The following is a 23,763-nucleotide window of genomic DNA, read 5'->3' on the forward strand; positions in this document are numbered from 1 at the left end:
AGAAGAAGCGCGATCGCTCTTTCCTGAGGAAGATTCTGGTATCAGTGACCAAAGAACTAAAGAACAAAGAACGAATAACTAAATGTATATAGCCAGTATGAATCAATTCTAATAAAATTGAGTCTGCTATGCTAAAAGGTTACAAATGAGAGCGGTAAAAGGGGGAATCAATCGGTTATGACCTTGGTTGTGCAGAAGTTTGGCGGAACATCCGTTGGTTCGGTGGAGCGCATTCAGAAAGTCGCCCAGCGTGTCTATAAAACAGCGCAGGAAGGAAAGCAAGTGGTTGTGGTTGTTTCCGCAATGGGGAAAACGACTGATGAACTGGTTACTCTGGCGCAACAGGTTTCTGATCAACCTAGCCGACGAGAAATGGATATGTTGCTCTCCACTGGCGAACAAGTGTCGATCGCGCTGCTCAGTATGGCCCTGCAAGAGTTAGGACAACCCGCTTTGTCCTTAACGGGGGCGCAAGTCGGTATCGTTACAGAAACCGCCCACAGTCGCGCCCGCATTTTAGAAATTAAGCGCTATCGCGTGCAACGACATTTAGACAAAGGGGAAGTGGTCGTCGTTGCAGGATTCCAAGGGATTAGCAGCAGCGAAGATTTAGAAATTACTACTTTAGGTAGAGGCGGATCGGATACATCTGCTGTAGCTCTGGCTGCCTCTCTGCAAGCAGATTTTTGTGAAATTTATACGGATGTTCCTGGCATTTTAACCACTGACCCCCGCATTGTTCCTGAAGCTGCGCTCATGTCGGAAATTACCTGCGATGAGATGCTAGAGTTAGCCAGTTTAGGAGCAAAAGTTTTACATCCCCGTGCGGTAGAAATTGCACGGAATTATGGGTTAACCTTGGTGGTTCGTTCCAGTTGGAGTGATGAACCAGGAACGAAGGTCATCTCCCCTTTAGCCCAATCTCGTTCTTTATCAGGGCTAGAAATTGGGAAAGCGGTAGATAGTGTGCAACTTGATACTTCTCAAGGACAGGTAGCATTATTGAGAGTTCCCGATTCACCAGGGATTGCAGGTCAATTATTCGGAGAAATTGCAACCCAAGATGTGGATGTGGATTTAATTATCCAGTCCATTCATGAAGGGAATACCAATGATATTGCCTTTACCGTACAACGGGATGTGGTCAAGACCGCTGAAGCCGTCGCCAGCGCGATCGCGCCCTCTCTTCGCACGTCTGACCAACCCAATGAAGCGGAAGTCATGACTAAGCCTAAAATTGCTACAGTTGCTATCACGGGTGCAGGCATGATTGGTCGCCCAGGAATTGCTGCCAAAATGTTTAACACCCTTGCTGAAGCCAATGTCAATATTCGCATGATTTCCACCTCGGAAGTTAAAGTAGGCTGTGTGATTGAAGAAGCGGACGGCGATCGCGCAGTCAATGCTCTGTGTCAAGCCTTTGATCTCAAGAGTTCTCCCGTTTCACCTCACGCTGAAAAAAATGACCATCCACCAGTGCGAGGGGTGGCGTTAGATATGAATCAAGCCCAAGTGGCGATGCTTCATGTTCCCGACTATCCTGGACGGGCTGCAAAAATCTTTGGACGTTTAGCGGAAGAACAGATTAGCGTGGATATGATTATTCAGTCGCAGCGATCGCGCTTAGTTAATGATATCCCCAGCCGTGATATTGCCTTTACCGTTTCCCAAGCTGATCTTGAAATCACACAGAAAACCTTAAACCAACTCCTCCCCGAAATTGGGGCACAAGAGATTCTATTAGATCAAGAGATTGCAAAAGTCAGTTTAGTGGGTGCGGGAATGATCGGTAATCCTGGAGTGGCTGCAAAAATGTTTTCGAGCCTTAGCGAAGAGAAAATTAATATTCAAATGATTACTACCTCTGAAATTAAAATTAGCTGTGTTGTTTCTAAATCTCAAGGACAAACTGCATTACAAGTGATTCACAAAGTCTTTGATTTAGGGATAAATTAAGACTATCGTCAACAACTAGCCAATTCTAGCAACGCCAATGATCTGCTAGTCTAGTAGAGATAATCATCAAGAGGAGTTTTAAATCTATGTCTGGCGCAGTTGCTTATCTGGGGATCTTAATTGGTTATACTGTTGTTGCTCTCGGACTTTACTTCGGCTTACGAGCAGCTAAAGTGATCTAAAAAAAATTGATACATAACAGCCTAACTATGTGTTCCTTTCAGTTGGGCTGTTTTTTTGTTATAATTAAACTGGTGCTGGGAAGTTAGATGGAATCAGCACGCTCAGGAGTTGGATTGGGCTTCTTTGAGCAAACATTCATCCTGCCAAATTTTATTTTATTGATATTAGTCACAACCTAACCTTGAGGACTTGCCAAAAAAAGTCAACCAAGGAACAAGGGATGTTAAAGTTACCTTTTCCCTTACCCCCTGACCAGCGGTCGCAGATTGCCCCTTCCGTGACAGAAGGCGTAATCCTTGACCTTTCCCCCGACTTCACCAGCCAATTGATCAACACTCACGCGCCGACCCTACCCTGAATAATCAATACAAGCGCGAACTGTCGCCACCACAGATTGAGCCACAGCATCCAAATCATAGCCTCCCTCTAAGCCAAATAAGACTCGGGGGGTTAAAGAAAGACAGGTTTCAGTTAAAGTCTGATAAGTCTCAGGAGAAAGCGCAACTTCTGCCAAAGGATCGGCAGCATTAGCATCATATCCCGCACTCACCAAGAGCAAATCTGGCTCAAACTGACGGATAAACGGAATCACCTGTTCTTCAATTAAGGGTTGATACTCATTCCAAGTGCTACCAGGTAGGATGGGAAGATTGAGGACATTATTATATATTCCTCGTTCTTCGGGTTTTCCCGTCCCTGGATAGCAAGGAGACTGGTGCAGGGAACAGTAAATCAGATGAGGAGAATCCTCCACAAGAGATTGCGTGCCATTCCCATGATGAACATCCCAATCTAAAATTGCGACTCGGTTGACTGGCGGTTGGGTTAAGGCATAATGAGCAGCGATCGCGCAATTAGAAAATAAACAAAAGCCCATCCCCCCCTTTTTTTCCGCATGATGTCCGGGGGGACGCGCTAAGACTAAACTCGGGTGATGTGTCCTTAACACTTGATCCACCCCATCCAGCCAAGCACTCACCGCCAGTAACGCAATCTCATAACTATCCGCAGAAACTGGCGTATCCGGATCAATTCTTCCCCCTCCCTCGTTCGCCAACCGCGCCACCTCTTGCACATATTCAGACGTATGCAGCTTGTTGACCCAAGATAAAATGTCTCGTTCTTGATGCGGGGTCGGCTCTTGCCAGTCTAATACAGTTTCGCTAAATGTTGTCTGTAACGCGGAAACAATCGCTTTCAGACGTTCTGGTCGTTCTGGGTGGAAGCGTCCCGTGCGATGTTTAAGGAACTGGTCAGAATAAATAATCGGTAGCATATCAAAACCATGAAGCAGTTGCGCGATCGCGCTCTTGATTCTAACAGATCCTAATAAAGTGAAGCTGATTGTTCCAGTGATTCCTCTAAAAGCCGACTTTCGCACCATCGCAACCCTTGATCTAAATCAGAAAAGTGCTTGCAATAAGGATTATCCGTTTCTAGTGCTTCCCCGCGATTGAGTTTATGTTCCACAGAGGGATTTAAACTGGTGTAAACAATTGTGATTTGCTTTTGATAGGCAAGTCGTAAAATTTTAGCGCAGCTTAAAACCGCAGACGCATCCAGCCCTTCTAGTCGGCTACCATCAATAATCAAGTAAAAGGGTTTGTGCTTTTCTTCCCGATTGAGCAGTTGGCGAAACTTCTCAACCAACCGATTAGCCGTTGCAAAGAAAATATATCCCTGTAGTTGCCAGAGTTGAATTTGGTGGGCTTTTTCTTGGAGGAGATGACGATCCGCAAAAGACAGCATTTCCGTTCTCCTCTTAATGCCATCCCAATCATCGTTAATGATGTCCTGTTGCGTGTAATTATACAAAAAGAGAACCAGTTGTGCTGCAAAACCCACAGCAATCCCTTCCAAAAAGCCAACCGTAAAAATAACAATGAGTGAGGCGATGATGATCAAATATTCAGAGACATCCAGTTGAAACCAAGTTCGGTAAACCCATTGGATAACCAGCGCCAGACCTAAATAGAAAGATAAAGCCCCAATAACGGGGCGAGGGAAGAAGGATAATAAAGACGGACCCAAGAAAAGAACCGCAATGCTGACCAAAGCACAAATGAGACCCGTGAGGCGACGACTTGCCCCCATTTTAGAAACAAGAATGGTACTCGGAAGAGCTTGATTTCCTGACAGACCACTGCCAACCCCTGCAAGGACATTGCCCAGTCCGACCGCCTCTAAGCTACGATTAACATCAATATCGCGCCGAACGAATAATTCAATTCCATTTTTGGTGAGAACTAATTCCAGAAGACAAATAAAAATCACTGACGCGATCGCGTCCCAATTTTGCAGAATCACTGACCAGTGAATCCCACCCAACTGTGAAGGGATTAAAGGCTGCCACAACTGACTCTCTTCAATGGCAAAACTCAGCAACCAATCTTGCGCTTTGGCTTCCGTAAACGAAGTCCCAGTCAGTAAAAATCCCAGGTAAAAGATGCCGATGAAGGTCAGAAGTGTCCCCGGAATAATCAGAAAGTGTTTGTAACGGTTGGAAACCACCAGAAGAATCAGAGCACAAATGACCCCAGTGACCCAATTGGGGAGCACCTCCGGTTGTAGATAAACGGATAGCTGAGATAATCTAAACTCAACATTGGTCATCACCTGCAGAGACCCCTGAATTAAGATCAAGCCAGTCCCTCCCATAAATCCCCCAATGACAGGATGGGGAATCAACTGAACTTGATTGCCCAGTTTCAATCGTCCCAGCACCAGAAGCAATAATCCAGAAAGAACTGTACTAATGACAATCCCAGCGATGACTGTGAGGAGAATTTCTTGTGGGGGAAAAGCATCATTCATCTGCAGCGCGATCGCGCTAGCCAGAGCAGCTAAAACCGCAGTGGGGGCAGCTAAGGGCGTGGCAATGATTCCAGGAAAGGGAGCGAGTAAAGCAACCACAATTCCGATGACAGCATTACTAAAAATTGCCATGCCAACGCCTGTCGAAAGATATTCGGACAGAGGACCCGCAAAAATTAGTGCTGCGTAGGAAATGGCTCGAATGACCGCAATAATGCCAGTAACTAAGCCAGCACTCAAGCTGGGTAACAGGTTTTGAGGCTGAAATTGGTCAACTAAATCAGTAAAAATCTTCGATTGGGTCGTTTCCTCTGTCGTTACGGGATCGGTCATAGAAATTGGTTGCTATATGAAATTGATTAATCAGTGCTACCCACCTCCCCCTCCTCTCGATCACCCTAATCTACCAGCTGGGTCTAAAGAAGTAACATTAAATACACGAATTTCATATTACCACTAGCAGACTGCTCCTTGCGCTTTGCTACCTTAAAAAAGAACGAATTATTCAAACCTCGCCATGTTAAAACCCGCTCGCATTTCCAGAATTGTCCCTGACTCAATTGGGGAAGAATTGGGATTTGAAATTGGGGACGCGATCGTTGCCATCAACGGAGAACGTCCTCGGGACTTAATTGATTACCAATATCTTTGCGCCGAAGAAGAACTCACCCTTGAAATTCTAGACAAACATGGCGAAACCCACTACATCGAATTGGAAAAAGACTACGACGACAACTTAGGCTTGGAATTTGAAACCGCTTTGTTTGACGGTTTGATTCAATGTAACAATCGTTGTCCTTTTTGCTTTATTGACCAACAACCCCCCGGCAAACGAGAAAGTCTTTACCTCAAAGATGATGACTATCGCTTAAGTTTTCTCTACGGGAGTTATCTCACACTCACCAACCTCACCCAACGAGAATGGGATCGGATTGCTCAAATGCGCCTCTCTCCCCTTTATGTCTCCGTTCATGCCACCGAGCCAGAACTCAGATCCAGATTACTCAAAAATCCTCGTGCTGGGCAAATTTTAGAACAACTCCAATGGTTTCAACACCATCAACTGCAAATTCATGCCCAAGTTGTGGTTTGTCCCGAAATTAACGATGGGAAGCACTTGGAACAAACCCTGCGGGATTTAGCTCAATTTCATCAAGGCCAGCTTCCGACCGTGATCTCGGCTGCGGTTGTCCCTGTGGGGTTAACTCGTTTTCGTCCCCAAGAAGATGAACTCATTCCTGTGAGCACGGAAAAAGCGCAAAGCATCATTCAACAAGTGCAACCGCTACAAAAAGAATTTCAGGAGAAACTAGGAACAAGTTTCGCCTGGTTAGCCGATGAATGGTTTTTAATTGCCCGTGAAGAACTCCCTCCCGCCTCCCATTATGAAGACTATCCCCAACTCGGAAATGGCGTTGGCTCGATTCGTCAATTTATCCAAGAATTCCAAACCCTTGCTCAAGACTTGCTTCCTCCAACAATTAATCCCCCACGTCGCTTCACTTGGGTCGTGGGGAATGCAGTGGAACAAGCATTTCAGCCTCTAATTGCCCAATTAAACACCGTCTCAGGATTAACGGTGGAATTAAGGCCTTGTCGGAGTGACTATTGGGGACAAGAGATTACCGTTACTGGCTTACTCACAGGAGAAGATCTCTTAAACAGTCTTTCTCAGAAAGATTTAGGAGATGGGGTTTTGCTACCCTCTTTAATGCTGAAAGATCACGATACCCGGTTCTTGGATGATGTCACCTTAGAAACCCTTCGTGAACAATTAAAATGTCCGATTTATCCCGTGACCGATATTACCCATTTAATCCAAACTTGTCTCTTCGATTCACTCCCCCCTAAAATATCAGGGGAATTTTCTCATCTGGACTTGGTTTCTTGAGTCGTCAATGTCAAGATAGAGATATGTATCAGGTGTGTTTTTTGTGTTTCATGAGTTGATGAAACTAACATCGGCTTTTAGGAGTGAAAACGGAACGAAATCAATATGTTAGCCTTTCGTTATTTATTCGGTGTGAGTGTGGGAGCATTGATGAGTCTTGGCGTTGGAGGAAACGCCACTGCTCAAGATTGGGTTTCTCTGGCTGATTCCAAAACAGCAACCGAATCTTCTTTTGATCGCACCCCAGTTTCAGGAGAATTGTCCCATCAACCGTCTCTGGTTTCACAACCTCGTGTTGCCGATTTACGATCAGCAAAGATTGAGGGATTTGCTAAACGTGAGACAGTGAATCGATTACAAACCGCTGCTTTCCCGATGGTTCAGCCAAATGTAACGGCTAGAGCAAGCGCGATCATCAATTTAAAAACTGGAATAGCTTTGCCCTCAGCAAGCAAGGGATTCCAGCACAAGCAACAATTGGCTCAAAGAGAAGACAATCAGCCCCTTGAAGAATATGATGAGTCTTTAGAGCCCGTCGAGGAGACAGAACGGTTAAATCCGAATTCAAATCCTTTACAGTTGCCCACCAGCACCGAAGAAGTGCAAGTGGAGGAAGTGGTTCCTATTACTCTCGAACAAGCCATTAAGCTCGCCCGAGAAAATAATCAAACCTTAAAAGAAGCTCGTCTCAACCTCAATCAAGCCCAAGCCCAGTTAGAAGAAGCCTTGGGGACTGAATTTCCGACTCTGAGCTTACAAACCGATCTCCAACGCAGTACCTCCGCAGCTAATGAAATTAATGCCAATAATGCGAATTTTGGAGGAACTGACGGACCCACTACAGATCTCAATACCACTTTACAGTTAAACTATAATCTCTACACCGGTGGACAGCGCCCCGCACAAATTCGAGTCGCAGAATCGCAAGTTCGCACTCAAGAATTAGCTCTAGAGCAAGCAGCAGAACAGTTACGCTTTGATGTCACAGATGCTTATTATGCCGTCCAACAAGCTGATTCCCAAGTGGAAATTGCTCGCGCTGCGGTTGCTGATGCTGAACAAAGTTTACGGGATGCTCAGTTGCTAGAACAAGCGGGTTTGGGAACTCGTTTCGATGTGCTGCAAGCAGAAGTTGATTTAGCCAATGAAGAGCAAAACTTAACCCGTTCTATCTCTCAACGACGAGTCAGCCGACGGCGTTTAGTGGAAACGCTCGGTTTAGGTCAACAAGTTGAAGTCACCGCAGCCACGCCTCCCGAAGTGGCAGGAACTTGGGATTTATCTTTGGAAGAAAGTATTGTTCTGGCTTATCAAAATCGTTCGGAATTAGAGCAACAACTGCAACAAAGAGAAATTGCTCAGGAAAACCAAACGATCGCGCTGGCTGGGATCAAACCTCAAGTCAGTTTATTTACCCGATATAATGTGCTTGATATCATTGACAGTGGCACTGGGGGAACAACGGGCACAGGAGACGGGCTAGCCATTGGTGCTCAGTTGCAATGGACGCTTTATGATGGGGGACAGTCCCAAGCAAGAGCAAGACAAGCCGAAGAAAACGCAGCGATCGCGGAAAATCGTTTTGATCAACTTCGCAATCAAATTCGTCGGGAAGTGGAACAAGCCTTCTATGACCTGCAAGCTAACGAAGAAAATATAGATACAGCAAGAATCGCAGTGGAACAGGGGGAAGAAAGCCTCCGTTTAGCCCGTTTGCGCTTCCAAGCTGGAGTGGGAACCCAAACCGATGTCATTAACGCCCAAAGCGCCCTCACACAAGCCAGAGGGAATTTATTAACGGCAATTATTAACTACAATCGCTCTTTAGCTGCTTTAGAACGAGCCGTGAGTAATTTTCCTGATGGTAGGCTCTTTGATACGCCTTAGCAGATTTTAAGACTAATGCCTGAATTCATTACATTTTCTTAATACAATGGAGTAAAAGTAGTCCGTAACTAAAATTTATAGATGGCTAACATTAAATTCATACACGAAGATCAACAAGTAATTGCTGCTGATGGCACTAATCTCCGCGAAAAAGCACTAGAAAACCGCATTGACCTTTACACATTTAAAGGAAAAATGCTGAACTGTGGGGGGTATGGTCAATGTGGAACTTGTGTGGTAGAAGTTGCCGAAGGGATGGAAAATTTATCCGAACGGACACCAGCAGAACAGCAAAAATTAAAGAAAAAGCCAGATACTTATCGCTTATCTTGCCAAACCATTGTCAATAGCGGTGAGGTTAGTATTATTACTAAACCTCAAACCCGTTAACCCTTGTTGTCACCTCCCCAAATGGTGATATCCTAAAAATGTCCTTTGAGATTATGTGATAAAAAGCTAACTGCAATGGAAGTTAATCAACTCGGATTTGTTGCCAGTATCTTGTTTGTACTGGTTCCCACAGTGTTTCTACTCATTCTCTATATCCAAACTCGGAGTAGTGAAGATACTTAAGTTTCTTCAAAATCATCAATGGATCAGGGTTAGTGTGGAGGAACTTCTCCCCTCCCTGATTTTTTCATTTTACTTGTTAATTAAAAACAGATGGGAAAATATATTGTTACTGGGGCTGGCGGTTTTATTGGATCTCATCTTGTGGAAGCCCTACTTGCACAAGAAAAAACCGTGATCGGTGTTGATGAATTTAATAATTATTACGATCCGACACTCAAACGGTCTCACCTCGCCCGAGTGTTGGAAAATCCTCAATTTAGTCTGATTGAAGCGAATATTCTGGATTTAGATTGGACTAGTCTTTTAGCAGATGTGGAAGTAATTTTTCACCAAGCAGCACAAGCTGGGGTGAGGGCGAGTTGGGGAGAAACCTTCTCCCTCTATACGGAACGCAACTTGAATGCCACGCAAGTCATTCTAGAAGCAGCAAAAGAAGCAAAACAGTTAACTCGGTTTGTTTATGCCTCTAGTTCTTCCATTTATGGCAACGCGCAAACACTACCCACTCCCGAATCAACTTGCCCGCAACCCGTTTCTCCTTACGGCATTACCAAACTAGCTGGGGAACAACTCTGTTGGCAATATCACCAAAACTTTGGTGTGCCAGCAACGGCTCTCCGCTATTTTACCGTTTATGGCCCTCGACAACGACCCGATATGGCATTTCACAAATTTTTGAAAGCGGTTTTGAAGGGAGAACCGATTTCGATTTATGGGGATGGTCTGCAAACTCGCGATTTTACCTTTATTAGCGACGCGATCGCGGCCAATTTAGCGGCTGGAACTGTTCCCGAAGCAGTGGGAGAAGCGTTTAATATTGGGGGTGGCAGTCGGGTTTCTCTGACACAAGTCTTAGCAGAAATGGAAACCGTCACTGGCACTGAAATTACTCGTGACTATCGCCCCAAAGCCACTGGCGATGCCCGAGATACGTCTGCTGATATTAGTAAAGCCCAGCAAATCTTAGGCTATCATCCGCAAGTAGATCTGAAAACGGGCTTAACGCAAGAATGGGAATGGATCAAGCAAACGTATCATCAATAAAGACCCGTGAAATTTATCGGCATTGATTTGGGGTGGTACTCGCAACCGAGTGGGCTGACTTGCTTACAGTGGCAAGATGAACAATTATCTCTCCTCACATTAGACCGTAAACTGTCTGTTGAGGAGATTTTGGCTTGGTGTGATGACCTAATTTCTGTGACAGAACCGACTTTAATTGCCGTTGATGCCCCTACTTTAATTCCCAATGAGACAGGAATGAGAGTTCCTGACAAACTCACTCATAAATATTTTGGTCGGTATCATGCGGGCTGTTATCCAGCAAACCGCAAACGCCCTTTTGCTCAGCGAACCGTTGCTTTTGGTCTCAGTTTAGAAGCACGGGGATTTGAGCACGCTCCGACGATTGTTCCCCAGCAAATGGGACGCTATCAAATTGAAGTGTATCCCCATGCTGCCATGGTACAACTCTTTGAGTTAGAACGAATTTTGAAGTATAAAAAAGGACGGATCGCCCAACGAAAAGCGGAACTGAAAAAACTGCAACAATATACGCAAGAGGTATTACCCAAACTAACTCCTGCGCTAAATTTAGATCATTTCTTAAGCGCGATCGCGCAACCTTTAGACGCTTTAACTGGAACCGCCCTCAAAGCTATTGAAGACCAACTCGACAGTCTCATTTGTGCTTATATTGGTGCTTATTGGTGGTATTGGGGAGAAACACGCAATCAAGTTCTCGGCGATCGCGCAACTGGTTATATTATTGTTCCCTCACGATTAGCCTGAAAAGCCGTTAAAAAATAGATTTGAGGGTTTTGGGATCTCGATGGTCGTGATATTGGTGCTCAACGTAATTATTGGTAGCAAAATGAAGCTGTAAAAACAGCCGAGGCTCATGGACTGGAATCGCCCCACGATGGAAACAAAAGACATCTTCAATAAAGCCAAATCCTGCTTTTCCGATTAAATAATTAAACGTCTCAAAACCATAAAATTCAATCAGCTTTTCCTCAGGAAAGATGCGGCTAAAATAGTTAAAAATACTCTTGATTGGCTTTCTTCTGTGACTCCCTTGGATGCAAACATGAGGGCCACTATCACTATGAACATCCGTTAGATAAAAACAAAATCTGAGACTATTATAATCTTCTAGGTCATAATGGAATTGGCTAAATTCATAGGGCTTTGAAGTATCATGTAGCGGAAAAGTCCAGTAGAGGCTAGCACCTGTATATTTTGCTGCCTTTCCTATATACTGAGTTGCAATTTCCCAAAATTTCGGATCATTTGCTAGTTTTGAAATCCCCGTGCAAGTCGTACTAGTATTAAAATATCGTGCCACATAAAAGGAACGACCATAAATTGCCTCTACTTGATCTTTCTCTGAAATTTTAAACCCTTGATCTACTTTTCCATCAATAAAACAATCATGAGAGTCAACATACTCCAGAATATCTTCTCTGATTTCTTCAGGTAGTAAAATTCCCTCAAAAATACCATGTTTTTGCAAGAGAGTAACAATTGTCTTACTATCTAAATCACTGAATAATGAGTCTGAGTTCTGATTAAATAACTGTTGAGCCTTCTGATCTGGTTTTGATAAATGAGAAAAACTCAGGCGGACCCAGATAAATCTTCCAAACAAAAATACTAAAAAATAGGGAGGGCTTCTCCTGATTTTTTTATAAAAAGATCTGATTTTTCTAAAAACTAATCTTCCGTAGGGCATTAAAAATACAACTTTTCTCATGGTTTTAATCCAGAATTAATAAAAAATATAATTATAGTAGTTCTAATTCATTCGTAAAAACTTGATTTTTCCCCCTGACAAAGCAGGGCTAGGGGGGATTAATTGACAATTCTTATGGGATTGCTATAAAGGGTTAGAATTAAGATCGCATCCACTGATTTTTTTGCCATTGCAAACCAATGAGCGCTGTCACAGAAAGCATATATCCAGGCTCTTCCATTTGAGACATAATTAGACCAAAAACAAAGACGGTCAATAATAAAAATCGGGAAAAATCTTCTAAACATAAATAATGCCAAACTAACCAAGCCAAATACAAATAAGAAGCCAAACCAAAGACTCCTAAATCTCCCCAAATTCCCGCCCATCCAAATAGAGGAGAAAACATACTTGAACGACTCATAATATAAAAAGAACTTGCTTCTCTCCACACATCAAAACTAGCCTGATGTATAGTAACCCCGAATGGGTCTAACAAAGATCGATATTGATGAACCATCCATCCTCCAAGGCGACCCACCGTATGACCTGGCCCGAGTCCTAACCAAAAATTGAGAGCAGATTCATAATGGCGAGGAATGACCCGAAGTGCAGTTGTTTTCACTAAAGTGGCTTGACCATTGGGTCCATAAAGCTCTGGATCAGACCAAGTTGTGTAAGCATCAAACGCAGGGATATTATTCACGCACCAAAGAAAGATATAGCCAAAAAAAAGACCTCCAGTTAGATATTTAATTAAGAGAATAGGATCTTGAAGTTTGAGTAAGAAGAGAAGAAGTCCTGCTACCATAAAGACTAATATTACTTGTTTCGCATCAGCGAGGATAATATTTCCAAATCCCGCGATCGCGATGATAAGTCTTAGCCAAAACGGTAGAAATTTACTTAAAAAAAGACAGTAAAGAGCAAACGTTAAAGAGACGGAAGCACCGACAACATGACCCGATCCTGATAAAAAGAAAACGCCTTGAATCCGATCGGGTGGAGCTAAACCCAAATGTCCCCAAGTATCAACTCTCAGAATATATTTTTGAAGATAAACCAGTAGCAGATGAAAATAAAAAAAAGAAACCAACCATTTCCGAAAACGCTGAAAAGACTCCTTGGAAAGAGGTAAACTGACCATTGCGATTAAGAAAATAAATGGTTCAGTTAGCAGCATATAGCTTAAAAAAGCATTAATCAAACCTGCTTCATTATAAAAAGCACTGGCAATAACAATAATGGCAAAGATTAGTAAGCCGATTAGTAAATTTTCGACAATGACAACCTGTTTTCGAGTCTGGTTGCGACTGGTCAAAAGAATGACAAGACAACTGGCTGGAATCATAAAGAAGTGAACAAAATTAATGGGAGATGGAAAGCCAACTGCTTCTAAGCAACGAGGAAAAAAAGCACTGCCAAATGCTAAGAGAAGGAGAGTAGAATTTGAGACATATCCTTTCTCTTTCTTGGGCTTTGATTGTTTCTTCCGAACTGGCTTCACTAGCTTGATCGATATTGCAGAATTTGTTCATATAAGGCATCAGCTTTCCCCATTAAAGATTGAAGGTTGGGGGCTTTTAAGCGTTGACGTAAGAAGATTTTAGCTTCATTTCGCTCTTGGGCTGGGCGAGCAACAATATTATTAGAAATTTTACCCCGCCCTGACTCTCGATAGAAATTATCAATCATAATAAAACACTTTTGTACATTTTCTTCTGTGTGAACGAATTCTTGAAAAGTCGTATCAAACTTTTTATTAACTGCTCGAATAATGACACCAAAATTATTAATAACCGTCTCAAAATCAGCAATAATAAAATAATTGCAGTGCGGTAAAATTGCTTCATGAAAGCTGATATATCCTTTAATTGCTTGTTCTAATGTGAGATGAGAACGATGAATCACCCAAGATAAAACGGCATCTTCAGGCTTACGGATTAGCGCGATCGCGGGAATTTTTAGATGGACAGCAGTAATTAATTGAGTGGATGCGTGCAGACGGTAAGCAATTTTAATCGGTCGATTTTGGGCGAGGCGAAACGCACTAGAAGCAAAGGTATTACCAGAGCGAGGATAGCCTTCAATAACAATTTCTGTATCTTTTTCGATCGCGCCCCATTTAATAATATGCCCTGAGGTTTCTCCTCTTGCTGCTTGGGGAAGTAAATATCGTTGTTGCCATCGTTTCAGCCATAAATAAGGAATGGAATAGCGAGTCAAATGAGTCCGTAAATCATAGTGAAATCTTAATAACTGGGGAAAGTTTTTCATGGTAATTATTGCTTGAGCAAGGGGTGAGAATAAGAAATGGGGTGAGAAGAAAACTGCTTTAAATGAGCAGCTAAGCGGAGGGTAAGGGCAAGAATTGTTAAAGTCGGGTTAGCATAACTAGACGTGGGAAAAACTGAACTACTTGCAAGATAAAGGTTATCAATACCATGGACTTTGCAATTTTTATCAACCACTCCTTGCTGGGGAGAATCGGACATTCTAGTTGTACCGATGTGATGACTTCCGACTCCTAAATTTTCTTTGATCCGATCAGGCATTTCTACCGCATTAAATTCCAGTTTTCCCACTCCTGCTGTTTCTAAACTATTGGCAATGACTTGATAAGATTGAATAACATTTTGAAGATCACTTTCGGTATAACGCCAGTCAACTCGCAGACGCTTTAAACCAAAAGCATCCACTTCATTTCCTAACATGACTCGACTACAATAGTTAGGAGACTGTTCGGCATCAAAATGTAAGGTATAAGTATTCGATTGACTTTCTAATACCACAGAAGGAAGTTGACGAGAACTAAATATACGTTGCGTTAGCCAACGGTAACTAAAATTCCCTAAATTGGGAAGATCTCCCAGAACATTTTTTAAATGAGCATTGACGGTTTGATTGAAGCCACTGGTATCCAAATTTTTACTGTAGTAAATCCGAGACGTTTGTCTTAAAAGTAGAATAGTTTTAATAATATACATCGCCGACAAAATGCTATTCCCATGGCTGGGATCGGAGATTTCGGGATAAGTTAAAATGGCTCGTAGATTCATTAATTGGTATTTTTGTTGGGTTTCTGGCGTAATCCGAATTGACCGTCGCGCATAAACCCCATCCCGCGTTTTTTCATAATCCCAAATTACGTTTCCTTGGCGTGGTGTAAACGTAACATTTCCCACATCACCACTAATATGTCCCATATAAAAGCGACCAAGGAGATCATTTTGATTACCAATATTAGATAACAATAGCAAACGAGTTATTTCTAAGCAACCCATTGCTAAAATATAAGTCTCAGCACGGACAATAAAGTAATTTTTTGCCAAAGAAGCACATTGAAGATGGTCAATATGAGTTCCTTCCTGATTCGTCTTGATTTGCAGACAGTTGGCGTGTAAATAAGTGGTAACTTTATGAGTCTGCTTTAAAAAGGTTTGATACTTATTCTTAAAGTTTGTGGGAGGGCTAAATAACCAAAGTTGATCAGTAGAAATTTCCTGAGTCTTCCAACCTGGAATCATTTCGGGAACATCCGCACCAAAAACAGTTTTAATATCCTCACTATAACGACCCAATTCACAATAGTTATGAGCCTGTTTATAATAAGGATCTAAATCTTTTTTAGAGAGCGGCCAACCACTATTAGGAACATAAGAACGAGCCGTAAAATCTAAGGAATCAAATGGGGCGCAACGTCCTCCCCAAACATTAGTCGTACCGCCAAGTTGTCTTTGTCTTTGTTCATGTAAAGCACCATGATTCGGATCAAGAATTTCTCCTTTATATAAATCTTGGGTCTCAATTTCTAATTGTTTTCCCCCACTTTCAAGGAGAATAATATCGGAAAAAGAGGGGCTCAGTTCTTTCGCTAAAGTAATCCCAGCAGCACCGGCCCCGACAATGCAAATTTTACCGTTAATTACTGTGTTTTTCGGTAGTTTTCGCGCATCAATAATCATAAGTTTGAGCTTGAATATGAGTTAGGAAAAGTTTTAATTCTTCTGCTGATAAAGGAGTTGCTTTTAAGCTATCGAGATTACTTTTTAAGTGCTGACAGCTACTCGCCCCAGGAATCACCACAGAAACCCCCTCTTGTTGCAATACAAACTGTAAGGCGGTTTGAAATAAGTTACGTTTTTCTTGTCGTCTTTTGGTTGATAGTTGACCAGACGCGAAAGGTTGGCGAGCAATAATTGCTACATTGTTTTGCTTAGCAAGGGGTAAAATTTGTGTAATTGCATCTTGTTTTAAGGCATTAATTTCTAATTGAAGACTGGATAAGTTTGGCTGTTGTAAACAAATGAAAGCATCTTCAACCGTGTCGCAAGAAACGCCATAATAGCGAATTTTCCCCTGTTGTTTAAGCGTTTCTAAGGTTTGCCAAATTTCTGTTGTTTGTAAAATATCTGTTGGGGGGCTATGAAGTTGAAACAGATCTAAATAATCGGTTTGTAATCGTTTCAAACTCTTTTCAACTGCCTTAATAATATATCTTTGATTAAAGTTTTGGCGCAATAGAGAAGAACGCACATTAGAGAGAGAATTAGCCTTACCTGGAGAAGATTTTACAGCACGTAACGATCGCGCGACTGGTTTAACAATGGGCTTAAATTTTGCTGCTACTTTTCCCAATGGCGAAAGAAAGTAACCCGCTTTGGTTGCCAAGATAACCTGTTCTCGATGAGATTTCAATGTTTTCCCAAGTAAAATTTCACTTTGTCCTTGACCATAACTATCTGCGGTATCATAAAAATTAACACCAGAATCGAGAGCAAAATGAAGCATTTTTACCGCTTCTTTACGGTTTCCTTGGCTTAAATTTCCTCCTAAACGAGAACAGCCTAAACCAATGACTGAGGCTTTTAAGCTCGTATTCCCAAACGGTCGATATTCCATAATAAAAATCGAGTTTTATAGTGTTTATTGAGCACCTGCTAAGGTATAAATTTCACGCAGACGAGTGTAATTATCTGCTGCTGAATATTTAGCCTCAAAGTCAGCGCGAGCATTTGATCGCATCTGCTTTAAGAGTTTGGGATGACTGATTAACCAATCAATTTGAGTCACTAAATCATCCGCATCACCAGGTTGAAAAGTCAGACCATTTTGTTTAGGAATGACTAATTCTGCTAACGCTCCAATTTGAGAAACCACTAATGGTGTCCCCTTAGCTAACGCCTCAATTCCGACTCGACCAAAAGTTTCATACCATTCTGAAGAAATAATCAAAAAGGTAGCTTCGCCCATTAATTCATAGACTTCTGAAAGGGGTTTGCGCCCTAACCATTCAATCCCTGCTATTCTTTCCGCAGCAGCATGGACTTCTGGTGCAAGGGGTCCATCGCCGAGAATTTTTAGAGGGATTTTATGACCTAATTTTTGCCATGCTGACAAAAGCGTTTTTGTCCCTTTTTCAGGAGCTAATCTTCCGACAAATAAAGCATAATTTCCTGTTCCGCTTCCCAGTTCGGGAACGGGATATAAAAAGTTGGTTTTAAAGGCTATTTTTTCCGTAGGTAATCCCCCTTCAATGAATTTTTGATGGGCAAAATGACTATAAACAATAAAAATATCAACGGTTTTTGACCAAGTTCCCAGTAAATCATGGAACTTAACCATTGTTGCTGCTGCTGCACTGGCGGTTGTACTTTGTCGATAGCAACGGTGAATAATGCCAGGAATAAAAGTCTTTTGAGTCAAACACATTTCGCAAACTTTGCCGTCACGGAAAAATAAACCATTTGCACAGAGTAAGCGAAAATTATGGAGGGTTTGGACAACGGGAACGCCTTCCTGTTTGGCAGCATAATAAGCTGCGGGAGAAATCAAGGGAAATGTATTATGAAAATGAGCTATTTGAGGTCTTTTCGCTTGAATTAAAGCCCGTAGTTCTTGATAGACTGGGTGATTCCAAAACGTTGCTTTGGCTAAGGCTAAAGCAGTCATTTCTTTGATGCGGTCATTATGAATGACGTAGCGGATGACTTCATGACCATAAGACTCTAATAAGTCAGCTTCAGTCTTAAAAATGGTGTCTTCTCCGCCCAGTTGTTGATACTGATTATGGACGAGTAAAATGCGCATATTTTAAGTAATTTATAGATGAGGGGTTATCTTTTTTTTGAGACTGAGTTCTTGATAAAGTTGGGTTAATTCTTGCGCTTTGACTTCCCAGTTATAAAGTTTTTGCACCAAGTCGCGACCAGCTTGTCCCATGCGCGATCGCTGCTGGCTATCTTGGGCTAAATAGACCATTGCTTGTGAGAGATCCTGTACGGCTTGTTCTGGTGTGTGGGCAGGAATTTTAATGCCAGTTTCAGGAGTCACTTGCACCCCTGGTCCGCCTAAATCCAAACAAAGGATCGGGCGACCCGCAGCCATTCCTTCTAAGCAAACCCAGCCTCCAGAATCATGCAAGCTAGGATGAACTAAAACCTGACACTGACTGAGTTTGTCAAAGGTTTGAGAGCGATTTAAACGTCCCCAGAATTTGACTTGCTGTTGAACGCCTAAGGTTTGCGCTAATCGGCGTAACTTTTCCGCTTCCACTCCTTCCCCTAAAATCCAATATTCTGCATCGGGTAAATTAGCTTGGGCAAAGGCTTTCAGCCCTAAATCAAATCCTTTCCAATGCAGCAAACGCCCCATACTAATGAACCGCAACCGAGACTGATCTAAAATAGGACAATGAGAGAGGGTTTCGATTTCTGATTTGGATAAAGCAGCTTCAGGGACAATGGTGACTTGATCCGCGCCCATTTTCCGCACTGGTTTCGCTGTATCTTCAGTTGTTACTCGCGCGATCGCGCTTCTTTGAGCCGTTAAACGAGCAAAGGGATCATTTTCTCCCACCTTATGGGCTAATGCTCGTAGAATCTCATAAATCCTAGCTCTCCCGTTAAAATTTTTCCAAAACGCCCTCGGGGCAGATTCCGCACCACCCACCGTTCCCCACACAAACGGAATCGGCAACAGGGAAATAAAACTGGGGCTAGAATAGCGGACAAACGTAACATGGTGGGCAACATCAAACTGAATTTGTTGGTGTAGTTTTTTCGCAACAAAATAAGCCTGAATTTGCCACAGATAGTAATGTAAAACAAACGCAACTGACCCCCATTGCCAAAAGCCCCCGAAAAGGGGCAAAGTAAAATAAACAAATCGTAGATTCGGCTGCGGATTCCGAGTCAGTTCCGCTTCAATTGCTTCTCGACCATCATCAGGTCTCGTGAGAACCCAAACTTCATTCTGTTTTGCCAGTTCCCAAGCAATATTCCAGCCCACACCCGGTTCTGAACCGCGATTCGGTTCACAGGCATACGCAGACACTAAAATTTTCATGTTCATGATTTGGTGAATTGATTTTGAACAATAAAATCAGCAAAACTGAGATATTTTTGAGAAATAAAGCGATAGTCGTAGCTTAAAACGCTTTCTTTTGCTTTTTTGGCAATTTTTGCTCGATAATCCTGATTTTGGAGGAGTTTCAGGAGAGCAGTTTGCAGCTGCATGACGTTATCTGTGGGGACAATGAGACCGTTGGTTTCATGTTCCACCATTTTTTTCCCATCCCCAGGACAATCAGTGGTGATGACGGGTAAGCCACAAGCCATTGCTTCCATCAGTGCTGAGGGCCATCCTTCCCAGCGTGAGGCCAGCACGAAGATTGTCGAATGAGCCACGTATTTCCAAGGATTGCTGAGGCGCCCTGGCATCCAAACCTCTGCGGTCAATTGCAATCGTTTGATCAGTGCTTCTAGTTTTGGACGGTCGGGACCTTCTCCTAATATGACCAGACGACAGGGTTGGGTTGAGCGCACTTGGGCAAAGGCTTGTAAGAGGGTGTCAAATCCTTTTTGTTCACAAAGGCGACCCGAAGCAATAATAATCGGTACTTCCGATGTTTTAAACCAAGGATGATCCACCGTTTCTTGGGCAAGTTTCCGAAAGCGATCAAAGGGGTAAGGATTCGGTAAAACGGTACTGGGGACTCGGTTGAATCTTTGACCCACCACTTGCTTGGTGTCGAGAAGGACATCTTGACTTTTGCCGATAAACCCTTGGGCAAAGGGATAAGTGAATTTCGCCAGTAACGGAACTAACATTAATTTTGGCGAAAACTGGGAATCGCTTTTAATCATTTTGCTCAGAAGCGTTCCTTCTAATAGGATATTGGCAGTCTGTACGTGAGCGAGGGTTTTGGCAATTGTCGCGATCGCGTTGAAGTAAGTCAGTTGAGAAAACATCACCGTTGGCTGTTGGTGTCGATAGTATTGAACTAAAGGAAGCAGCGATCGCGAGGCATTGGACACTTGCAAGGGATAAACATTAACCTGTTCAAACCCTTCTACTTCCCGATAAAAAGCAAGTAATTCCGATTTCGTTGAAGTCAGAGTCACCATCTCAACCTTGTATCCTTGTAAAGCAATTCCGCTCAACAGATAAACACTGACATTGGTTTGCGAACCGCCGACTCCGCCCCCCGCAAAGAGAGCAATTAAACTGGTAGAATCATTCATGATTTAGGGTGCAGTGAGACCTTCACGGATAATGGGAGCAGACAAACGGACACTTTCAACCGAAGGGTGAGAGTATTCATCTCGATAGAGCAGTTGACCATTTTGGGCGTAATACGTGCATTCTGCTTTCGGACAATAAACATCAAATAAATCGATCACGGTTAATTTTCCTTCTCCTTGCAGGGAAGTGAGAAGGTGATCTAAATCTTGTCGCCGTAACAGAGACTGCTGGCGGTTGGGCAACTGACACGGCCCCCCAAACGGAGAAAACCACTGTTTTTCTGCAACCACTGGTTTACAGTTGGCTTCTCGGGCAAACGGGTTACCATGAAGAATCGCCAAACGAATCCCTTTTGCAGACAATTGATCCGATAGGTTACGCAATCCCGTTTCCAATTGCTGCAACTTCAAATCGCTTTGAGATGAGCTTTTTTTCGGAGAGAAACCAGCCAGATCATTAATTAAAAACACCCAGTCATCCCTTTGGAGACGATTGATCAGACTGGGTACAACCGTCTCCCAATAGTAGTCGCTGGCTTGATCCCAAGGCGTTTCATTGGGAATTTCTTTCACAGGAGAGGCCCCCCAAGCGGAGACCAGCGTGACCGCGTATCCATCAGAAACCACTAACTCATCAAACCCCTGCGTAAACGCTGCTGAAAATGAATTGCCAATCACCAACACCCTTTTCTTTGCCTCCTCAAAATTGCCAAGGGTGCAGTCCTCTAAAACAATTTTTTTTCCTACCTCAGCATTGTCCGCTATAATGCAGTTTTCTCCACGCCATTGGGAATTGACCGCAACCAGTGAATAGGGGTCACTCAAGGAACGCACCCCCACAGCCATCATTGAGGGAGTGCGACCCATATAGAGAGATAAATTTGGGGTCTGGATTAAAATGATCAGTAAACTGGCAGCACTAACAGACGTACCAATGCCATAACCAATAGACTCCCAGCGCACAGGCGACCAGTGATAACGGCGCAGTGGAGTTTCCACATAGCGATAGGAAGCGAGGGCGAGGAGAAAGATTAAGGTGATTTGAAAGGGGATAGACCACCAGTGAATGCCAATTGTCCAACGACTGAGAGCAAGGACCCCCCAGTGCCACAAGTAAAGGGAATAGGACATCAAACCGATCTTCACAACTTGTTGTTGGCTCAATAGATCATAAGCAGCCGTTCCCGAACGCAGACACGCCAGTAAGAGGGCGGTTAAAACAACCATTGCCATCGTTGCTGGGATAGCAAATCGGAGGGGAATCCAAAAAACTCCAATAATAGCAAGAGTAACGATTACAGGGGGAATCGCTTGCAGGGAACGAAGCAAGGTTGGCGACCGTTTCAGACTCAGAAATAGTATGCAACCGGCACCCACTTCCCAAAAACGGGTTGGCATTAAAAAGTAAGCAGCGGATTGATGGGTCTGATATAGTTTAATAAAGGCAAACAGAGAGGCAACAGAGAGAGCGCTGATTATCAAAAATAGATTTCTTGAGCCTTTCTGGGGCAAGCGACTGAACCCAGTGAACCACACCAAAAAGGGGAATAAAAAATAAAACTGTTCTTCTACTCCCAAAGACCAGGTATGGGTAAACACATTTAATTCGGTAGAAGCAGCAAAATAATCAGTGGACTGCTTCAACAGGTAGAGGTTGGAAAGACCGAAGAGAGAGGTGATTCCTGTCCATAAAGAAACTCTTGGCGTTGGGTTGAAAAAACTGATCAAAAGGCTGGTGACAAGAACAAACAACACCAAAACTGGGACCAAGCGTTTGATCCGTCTGGTGTAAAAACTCAAGAGAAAATCACCAAAGTTTTTACTGGAGCGACCTGCGAGTGACGAAGTGATCACGAAACCAGAAATTACGAAGAAGATATCAACGCCTAAGTAACCACTGGGAAGCATCTCTTTGTTAACGTGGTTAATGATGACAGCCACCACAGCTAGTGCCCTCAGTCCATCGATTTCGGGTCGATAAACGTGCTGAGGAGAGACCCCTGTTGAGTGAATTTGATCCATGTTCTGTTTCTGAATGACTTGATTAAGAAGAATTACGCGATCGCTGCGACGACCTGAGCTAAAAACTGGGCTGCTGCTTCTGGAGTATATTGCGCGATCGTTTGTCGTGATTTGGCTGCCATGAGCGAGATTTGATCAGGAAGCGCGATCGCGTTTGCCATCAATTTGGCTAACTGTTGCGGTTGCTTGGGGTCAAACACATAGCCGTTTTCGCCATCGATAATTAATTCGGCGGTTCCTGCACCCTGAGAACAAAACACAGGCTTTCCAAACAACATCGCTTCTAAAACCACAACCCCCCACGTATCTTCTAAGGTGGGGAGAATAAAAACGTCAGCGCATTCAAAATAAACCGATAGTTTTTCATAAGCCACCAAACCCACCCATTCAATGCAGTCATCTAACTCATGGTCTCGACAATAAGTTTCCAATGCTTGTCTTTGTTCTCCATCTCCCACGACGAGCACAGTAAAATGGTTATATCCCTGTTGCTTCAAAAGATGACAGGCTTCTAACAGCAAGTGCAGTCCTTTTCGCGGTAAGAGTCGTCCCACAAAGAGAAAAATCGGATGCGGAAATTGGAATTGAGACAATTCCTGATCCTGTACAGGATGCGACCAAGTTTTAGGAGAGGGAATTTCAAACGGATAAGCCAAAACGCGCTCTTTCTCCCCTCCCAGCACCTCAGTTAAGTAATTCCTTCCCGCTTGAGAATTACTAATCGCACCATCAGCAGCCCTCATCATTAATTGACGGAGCAAAAGGCGCAAGGGGGAATGGATAAAGTCAACCCCAGGCGCACTCCCTTCATAGACAATCACCACGCGCCAACCGCCGAAACCTTTGAAGAGTAAAGCCAGTAGCGTCCAGATCCCAAAGGAGCAGGTAAAAATTAGCTTCGGTCTAAACTGAAACAAGGATCGAATAATGCTGGGAGATAAGTAAGTAAACCCAGAACCATAACCCTGTTGTTTAGAAGTTCTCCGAAACACTTTCCTTTCACCGACGACTTCGATATCCAGTGTGTTTTCATAACCGCGAGCAAATCCCACCCAACGACCAGTAAAGACTTTGGTTTGGGGAAATTGTTTGCTAAATTCGCTCAGACTCGGCTGCCAGTAGTAAAATGCAGAGGGCAGGAGCCAAGCGATCCGACGTTCTTGTATTAGCATGATTTT

The 23,763-nt window shown here is 43.3% G+C and carries 21 protein-coding genes; 9 read left to right on the top strand and 12 right to left on the bottom strand.

The features are described 5' to 3' along the window. Positions 1-177: 177 nt before the first annotated feature. The 3 genes from PCC7418_RS09155 to PCC7418_RS20520 all read left to right on the top strand — a co-directional run bounded on the left by PCC7418_RS09155 (position 178) and on the right by PCC7418_RS20520 (position 2,497). On the top strand, positions 178-1,956 hold the full coding sequence (locus PCC7418_RS09155) for an aspartate kinase (RefSeq protein ID WP_015225891.1): 1,779 nt from the start codon (positions 178-180) through the stop codon (positions 1,954-1,956). 86 nt (positions 1,957-2,042) lie between these two features. Further along, entirely contained in the window at positions 2,043-2,138 is a 96-nt protein-coding gene (petL, locus tag PCC7418_RS09160) for a cytochrome b6-f complex subunit PetL (protein WP_015225892.1), read from the top strand. Between the two features lie 221 nt (positions 2,139-2,359). Next, a complete protein-coding gene (locus PCC7418_RS20520; protein ID WP_171814898.1) occupies positions 2,360-2,497 on the top strand; it encodes a hypothetical protein in 138 nt (45 codons plus the stop codon). Here PCC7418_RS20520 and PCC7418_RS09165 read toward each other — a convergent pair. Both PCC7418_RS09165 and PCC7418_RS09170 read right to left on the bottom strand, forming a co-directional pair. Beyond that, the gene (locus PCC7418_RS09165) at positions 2,489-3,415 is read right to left on the bottom strand and encodes a histone deacetylase (RefSeq protein WP_041596218.1); all 927 of its coding nucleotides are present in this window, start codon (positions 3,413-3,415) and stop codon (positions 2,489-2,491) included. The genes PCC7418_RS20520 and PCC7418_RS09165 overlap by 9 nt on opposite strands. Before the next feature lie 50 nt (positions 3,416-3,465). Beyond that, positions 3,466-5,286: a SulP family inorganic anion transporter gene (locus PCC7418_RS09170; protein WP_015225894.1), complete on the bottom strand. Its 1,821-nt coding sequence runs from the start codon at positions 5,284-5,286 to the stop codon at positions 3,466-3,468. A gap of 184 nt (positions 5,287-5,470) precedes the next feature. On the opposite strand from PCC7418_RS09170, the gene PCC7418_RS09175 reads away from it, so the two are divergent. The 6 genes from PCC7418_RS09175 to PCC7418_RS09200 all read left to right on the top strand — a co-directional run bounded on the left by PCC7418_RS09175 (position 5,471) and on the right by PCC7418_RS09200 (position 11,095). Then, on the top strand, positions 5,471-6,844 hold the full coding sequence (locus PCC7418_RS09175; protein ID WP_015225895.1) for a TIGR03279 family radical SAM protein: 1,374 nt from the start codon (positions 5,471-5,473) through the stop codon (positions 6,842-6,844). A 105-nt stretch (positions 6,845-6,949) separates the two neighbouring features. After that, positions 6,950-8,731, top strand: a complete 1,782-nt coding sequence (locus PCC7418_RS09180; protein ID WP_015225896.1) for a TolC family protein — start codon at positions 6,950-6,952, stop codon at positions 8,729-8,731. Between the two features lie 81 nt (positions 8,732-8,812). Beyond that, a complete protein-coding gene (locus PCC7418_RS09185) occupies positions 8,813-9,121 on the top strand; it encodes a 2Fe-2S iron-sulfur cluster-binding protein (RefSeq protein ID WP_015225897.1) in 309 nt (102 codons plus the stop codon). A gap of 75 nt (positions 9,122-9,196) precedes the next feature. Next, positions 9,197-9,304: a photosystem II reaction center protein PsbM gene (gene psbM, locus PCC7418_RS09190; RefSeq protein ID WP_015225898.1), complete on the top strand. Its 108-nt coding sequence runs from the start codon at positions 9,197-9,199 to the stop codon at positions 9,302-9,304. 90 nt (positions 9,305-9,394) lie between these two features. Next, entirely contained in the window at positions 9,395-10,348 is a 954-nt protein-coding gene (locus tag PCC7418_RS09195) for an NAD-dependent epimerase/dehydratase family protein (protein ID WP_015225899.1), read from the top strand. Between the two features lie 6 nt (positions 10,349-10,354). Continuing rightward, positions 10,355-11,095 carry a DUF429 domain-containing protein gene (locus PCC7418_RS09200; RefSeq protein WP_015225900.1) on the top strand — a complete coding sequence of 247 codons (741 nt, stop codon included), beginning with the start codon at positions 10,355-10,357 and terminating at the stop codon, positions 11,093-11,095. A gap of 7 nt (positions 11,096-11,102) precedes the next feature. Here PCC7418_RS09200 and PCC7418_RS09205 read toward each other — a convergent pair whose 3' ends face one another. The 10 genes from PCC7418_RS09205 to PCC7418_RS09250 all read right to left on the bottom strand — a co-directional run bounded on the left by PCC7418_RS09205 (position 11,103) and on the right by PCC7418_RS09250 (position 23,757). Continuing rightward, on the bottom strand, positions 11,103-12,059 hold the full coding sequence (locus PCC7418_RS09205) for a hypothetical protein (protein WP_015225901.1): 957 nt from the start codon (positions 12,057-12,059) through the stop codon (positions 11,103-11,105). Positions 12,060-12,198: 139 nt separating this feature from the next. Further along, entirely contained in the window at positions 12,199-13,545 is a 1,347-nt protein-coding gene (locus PCC7418_RS09210; protein ID WP_015225902.1) for a hypothetical protein, read from the bottom strand. Further along, positions 13,545-14,315 carry a hypothetical protein gene (locus tag PCC7418_RS09215; RefSeq protein WP_015225903.1) on the bottom strand — a complete coding sequence of 257 codons (771 nt, stop codon included), beginning with the start codon at positions 14,313-14,315 and terminating at the stop codon, positions 13,545-13,547. The genes PCC7418_RS09210 and PCC7418_RS09215 overlap by 1 nt, the downstream gene beginning before the upstream one ends. 5 nt (positions 14,316-14,320) lie before the next feature. Beyond that, positions 14,321-16,003, bottom strand: coding sequence for a GMC oxidoreductase (locus PCC7418_RS09220; RefSeq protein WP_015225904.1), 1,683 nt, complete (start codon positions 16,001-16,003; stop codon positions 14,321-14,323). Further along, entirely contained in the window at positions 15,993-16,940 is a 948-nt protein-coding gene (locus PCC7418_RS09225) for an aldo/keto reductase (RefSeq protein WP_015225905.1), read from the bottom strand. Before PCC7418_RS09225 ends, PCC7418_RS09220 begins: the two co-directional genes overlap by 11 nt. A 24-nt stretch (positions 16,941-16,964) precedes the next feature. Then, on the bottom strand, positions 16,965-18,128 hold the full coding sequence (locus PCC7418_RS09230) for a glycosyltransferase (RefSeq protein ID WP_015225906.1): 1,164 nt from the start codon (positions 18,126-18,128) through the stop codon (positions 16,965-16,967). 12 nt (positions 18,129-18,140) lie between these two features. Continuing rightward, entirely contained in the window at positions 18,141-19,391 is a 1,251-nt protein-coding gene (locus PCC7418_RS09235) for a glycosyltransferase family 4 protein (RefSeq protein ID WP_015225907.1), read from the bottom strand. Next, complete coding sequence (locus PCC7418_RS09240; protein WP_015225908.1) at positions 19,388-20,563, bottom strand: glycosyltransferase; 1,176 nt, start codon at positions 20,561-20,563, stop codon at positions 19,388-19,390. The genes PCC7418_RS09235 and PCC7418_RS09240 overlap by 4 nt, the downstream gene beginning before the upstream one ends. Positions 20,564-20,566: 3 nt before the next feature. Beyond that, complete coding sequence (locus PCC7418_RS09245; RefSeq protein ID WP_015225909.1) at positions 20,567-22,585, bottom strand: acyltransferase family protein; 2,019 nt, start codon at positions 22,583-22,585, stop codon at positions 20,567-20,569. Between the two features lie 32 nt (positions 22,586-22,617). Beyond that, positions 22,618-23,757 (bottom strand): glycosyltransferase family 4 protein, encoded by a 1,140-nt coding sequence (locus PCC7418_RS09250; RefSeq protein ID WP_015225910.1) that lies wholly within the window; start codon positions 23,755-23,757, stop codon positions 22,618-22,620. Positions 23,758-23,763: the final 6 nt, after the last annotated feature.

Source organism: Halothece sp. PCC 7418, from assembly GCF_000317635.1.
GTDB lineage: Bacteria > Cyanobacteriota > Cyanobacteriia > Cyanobacteriales > Rubidibacteraceae > Halothece.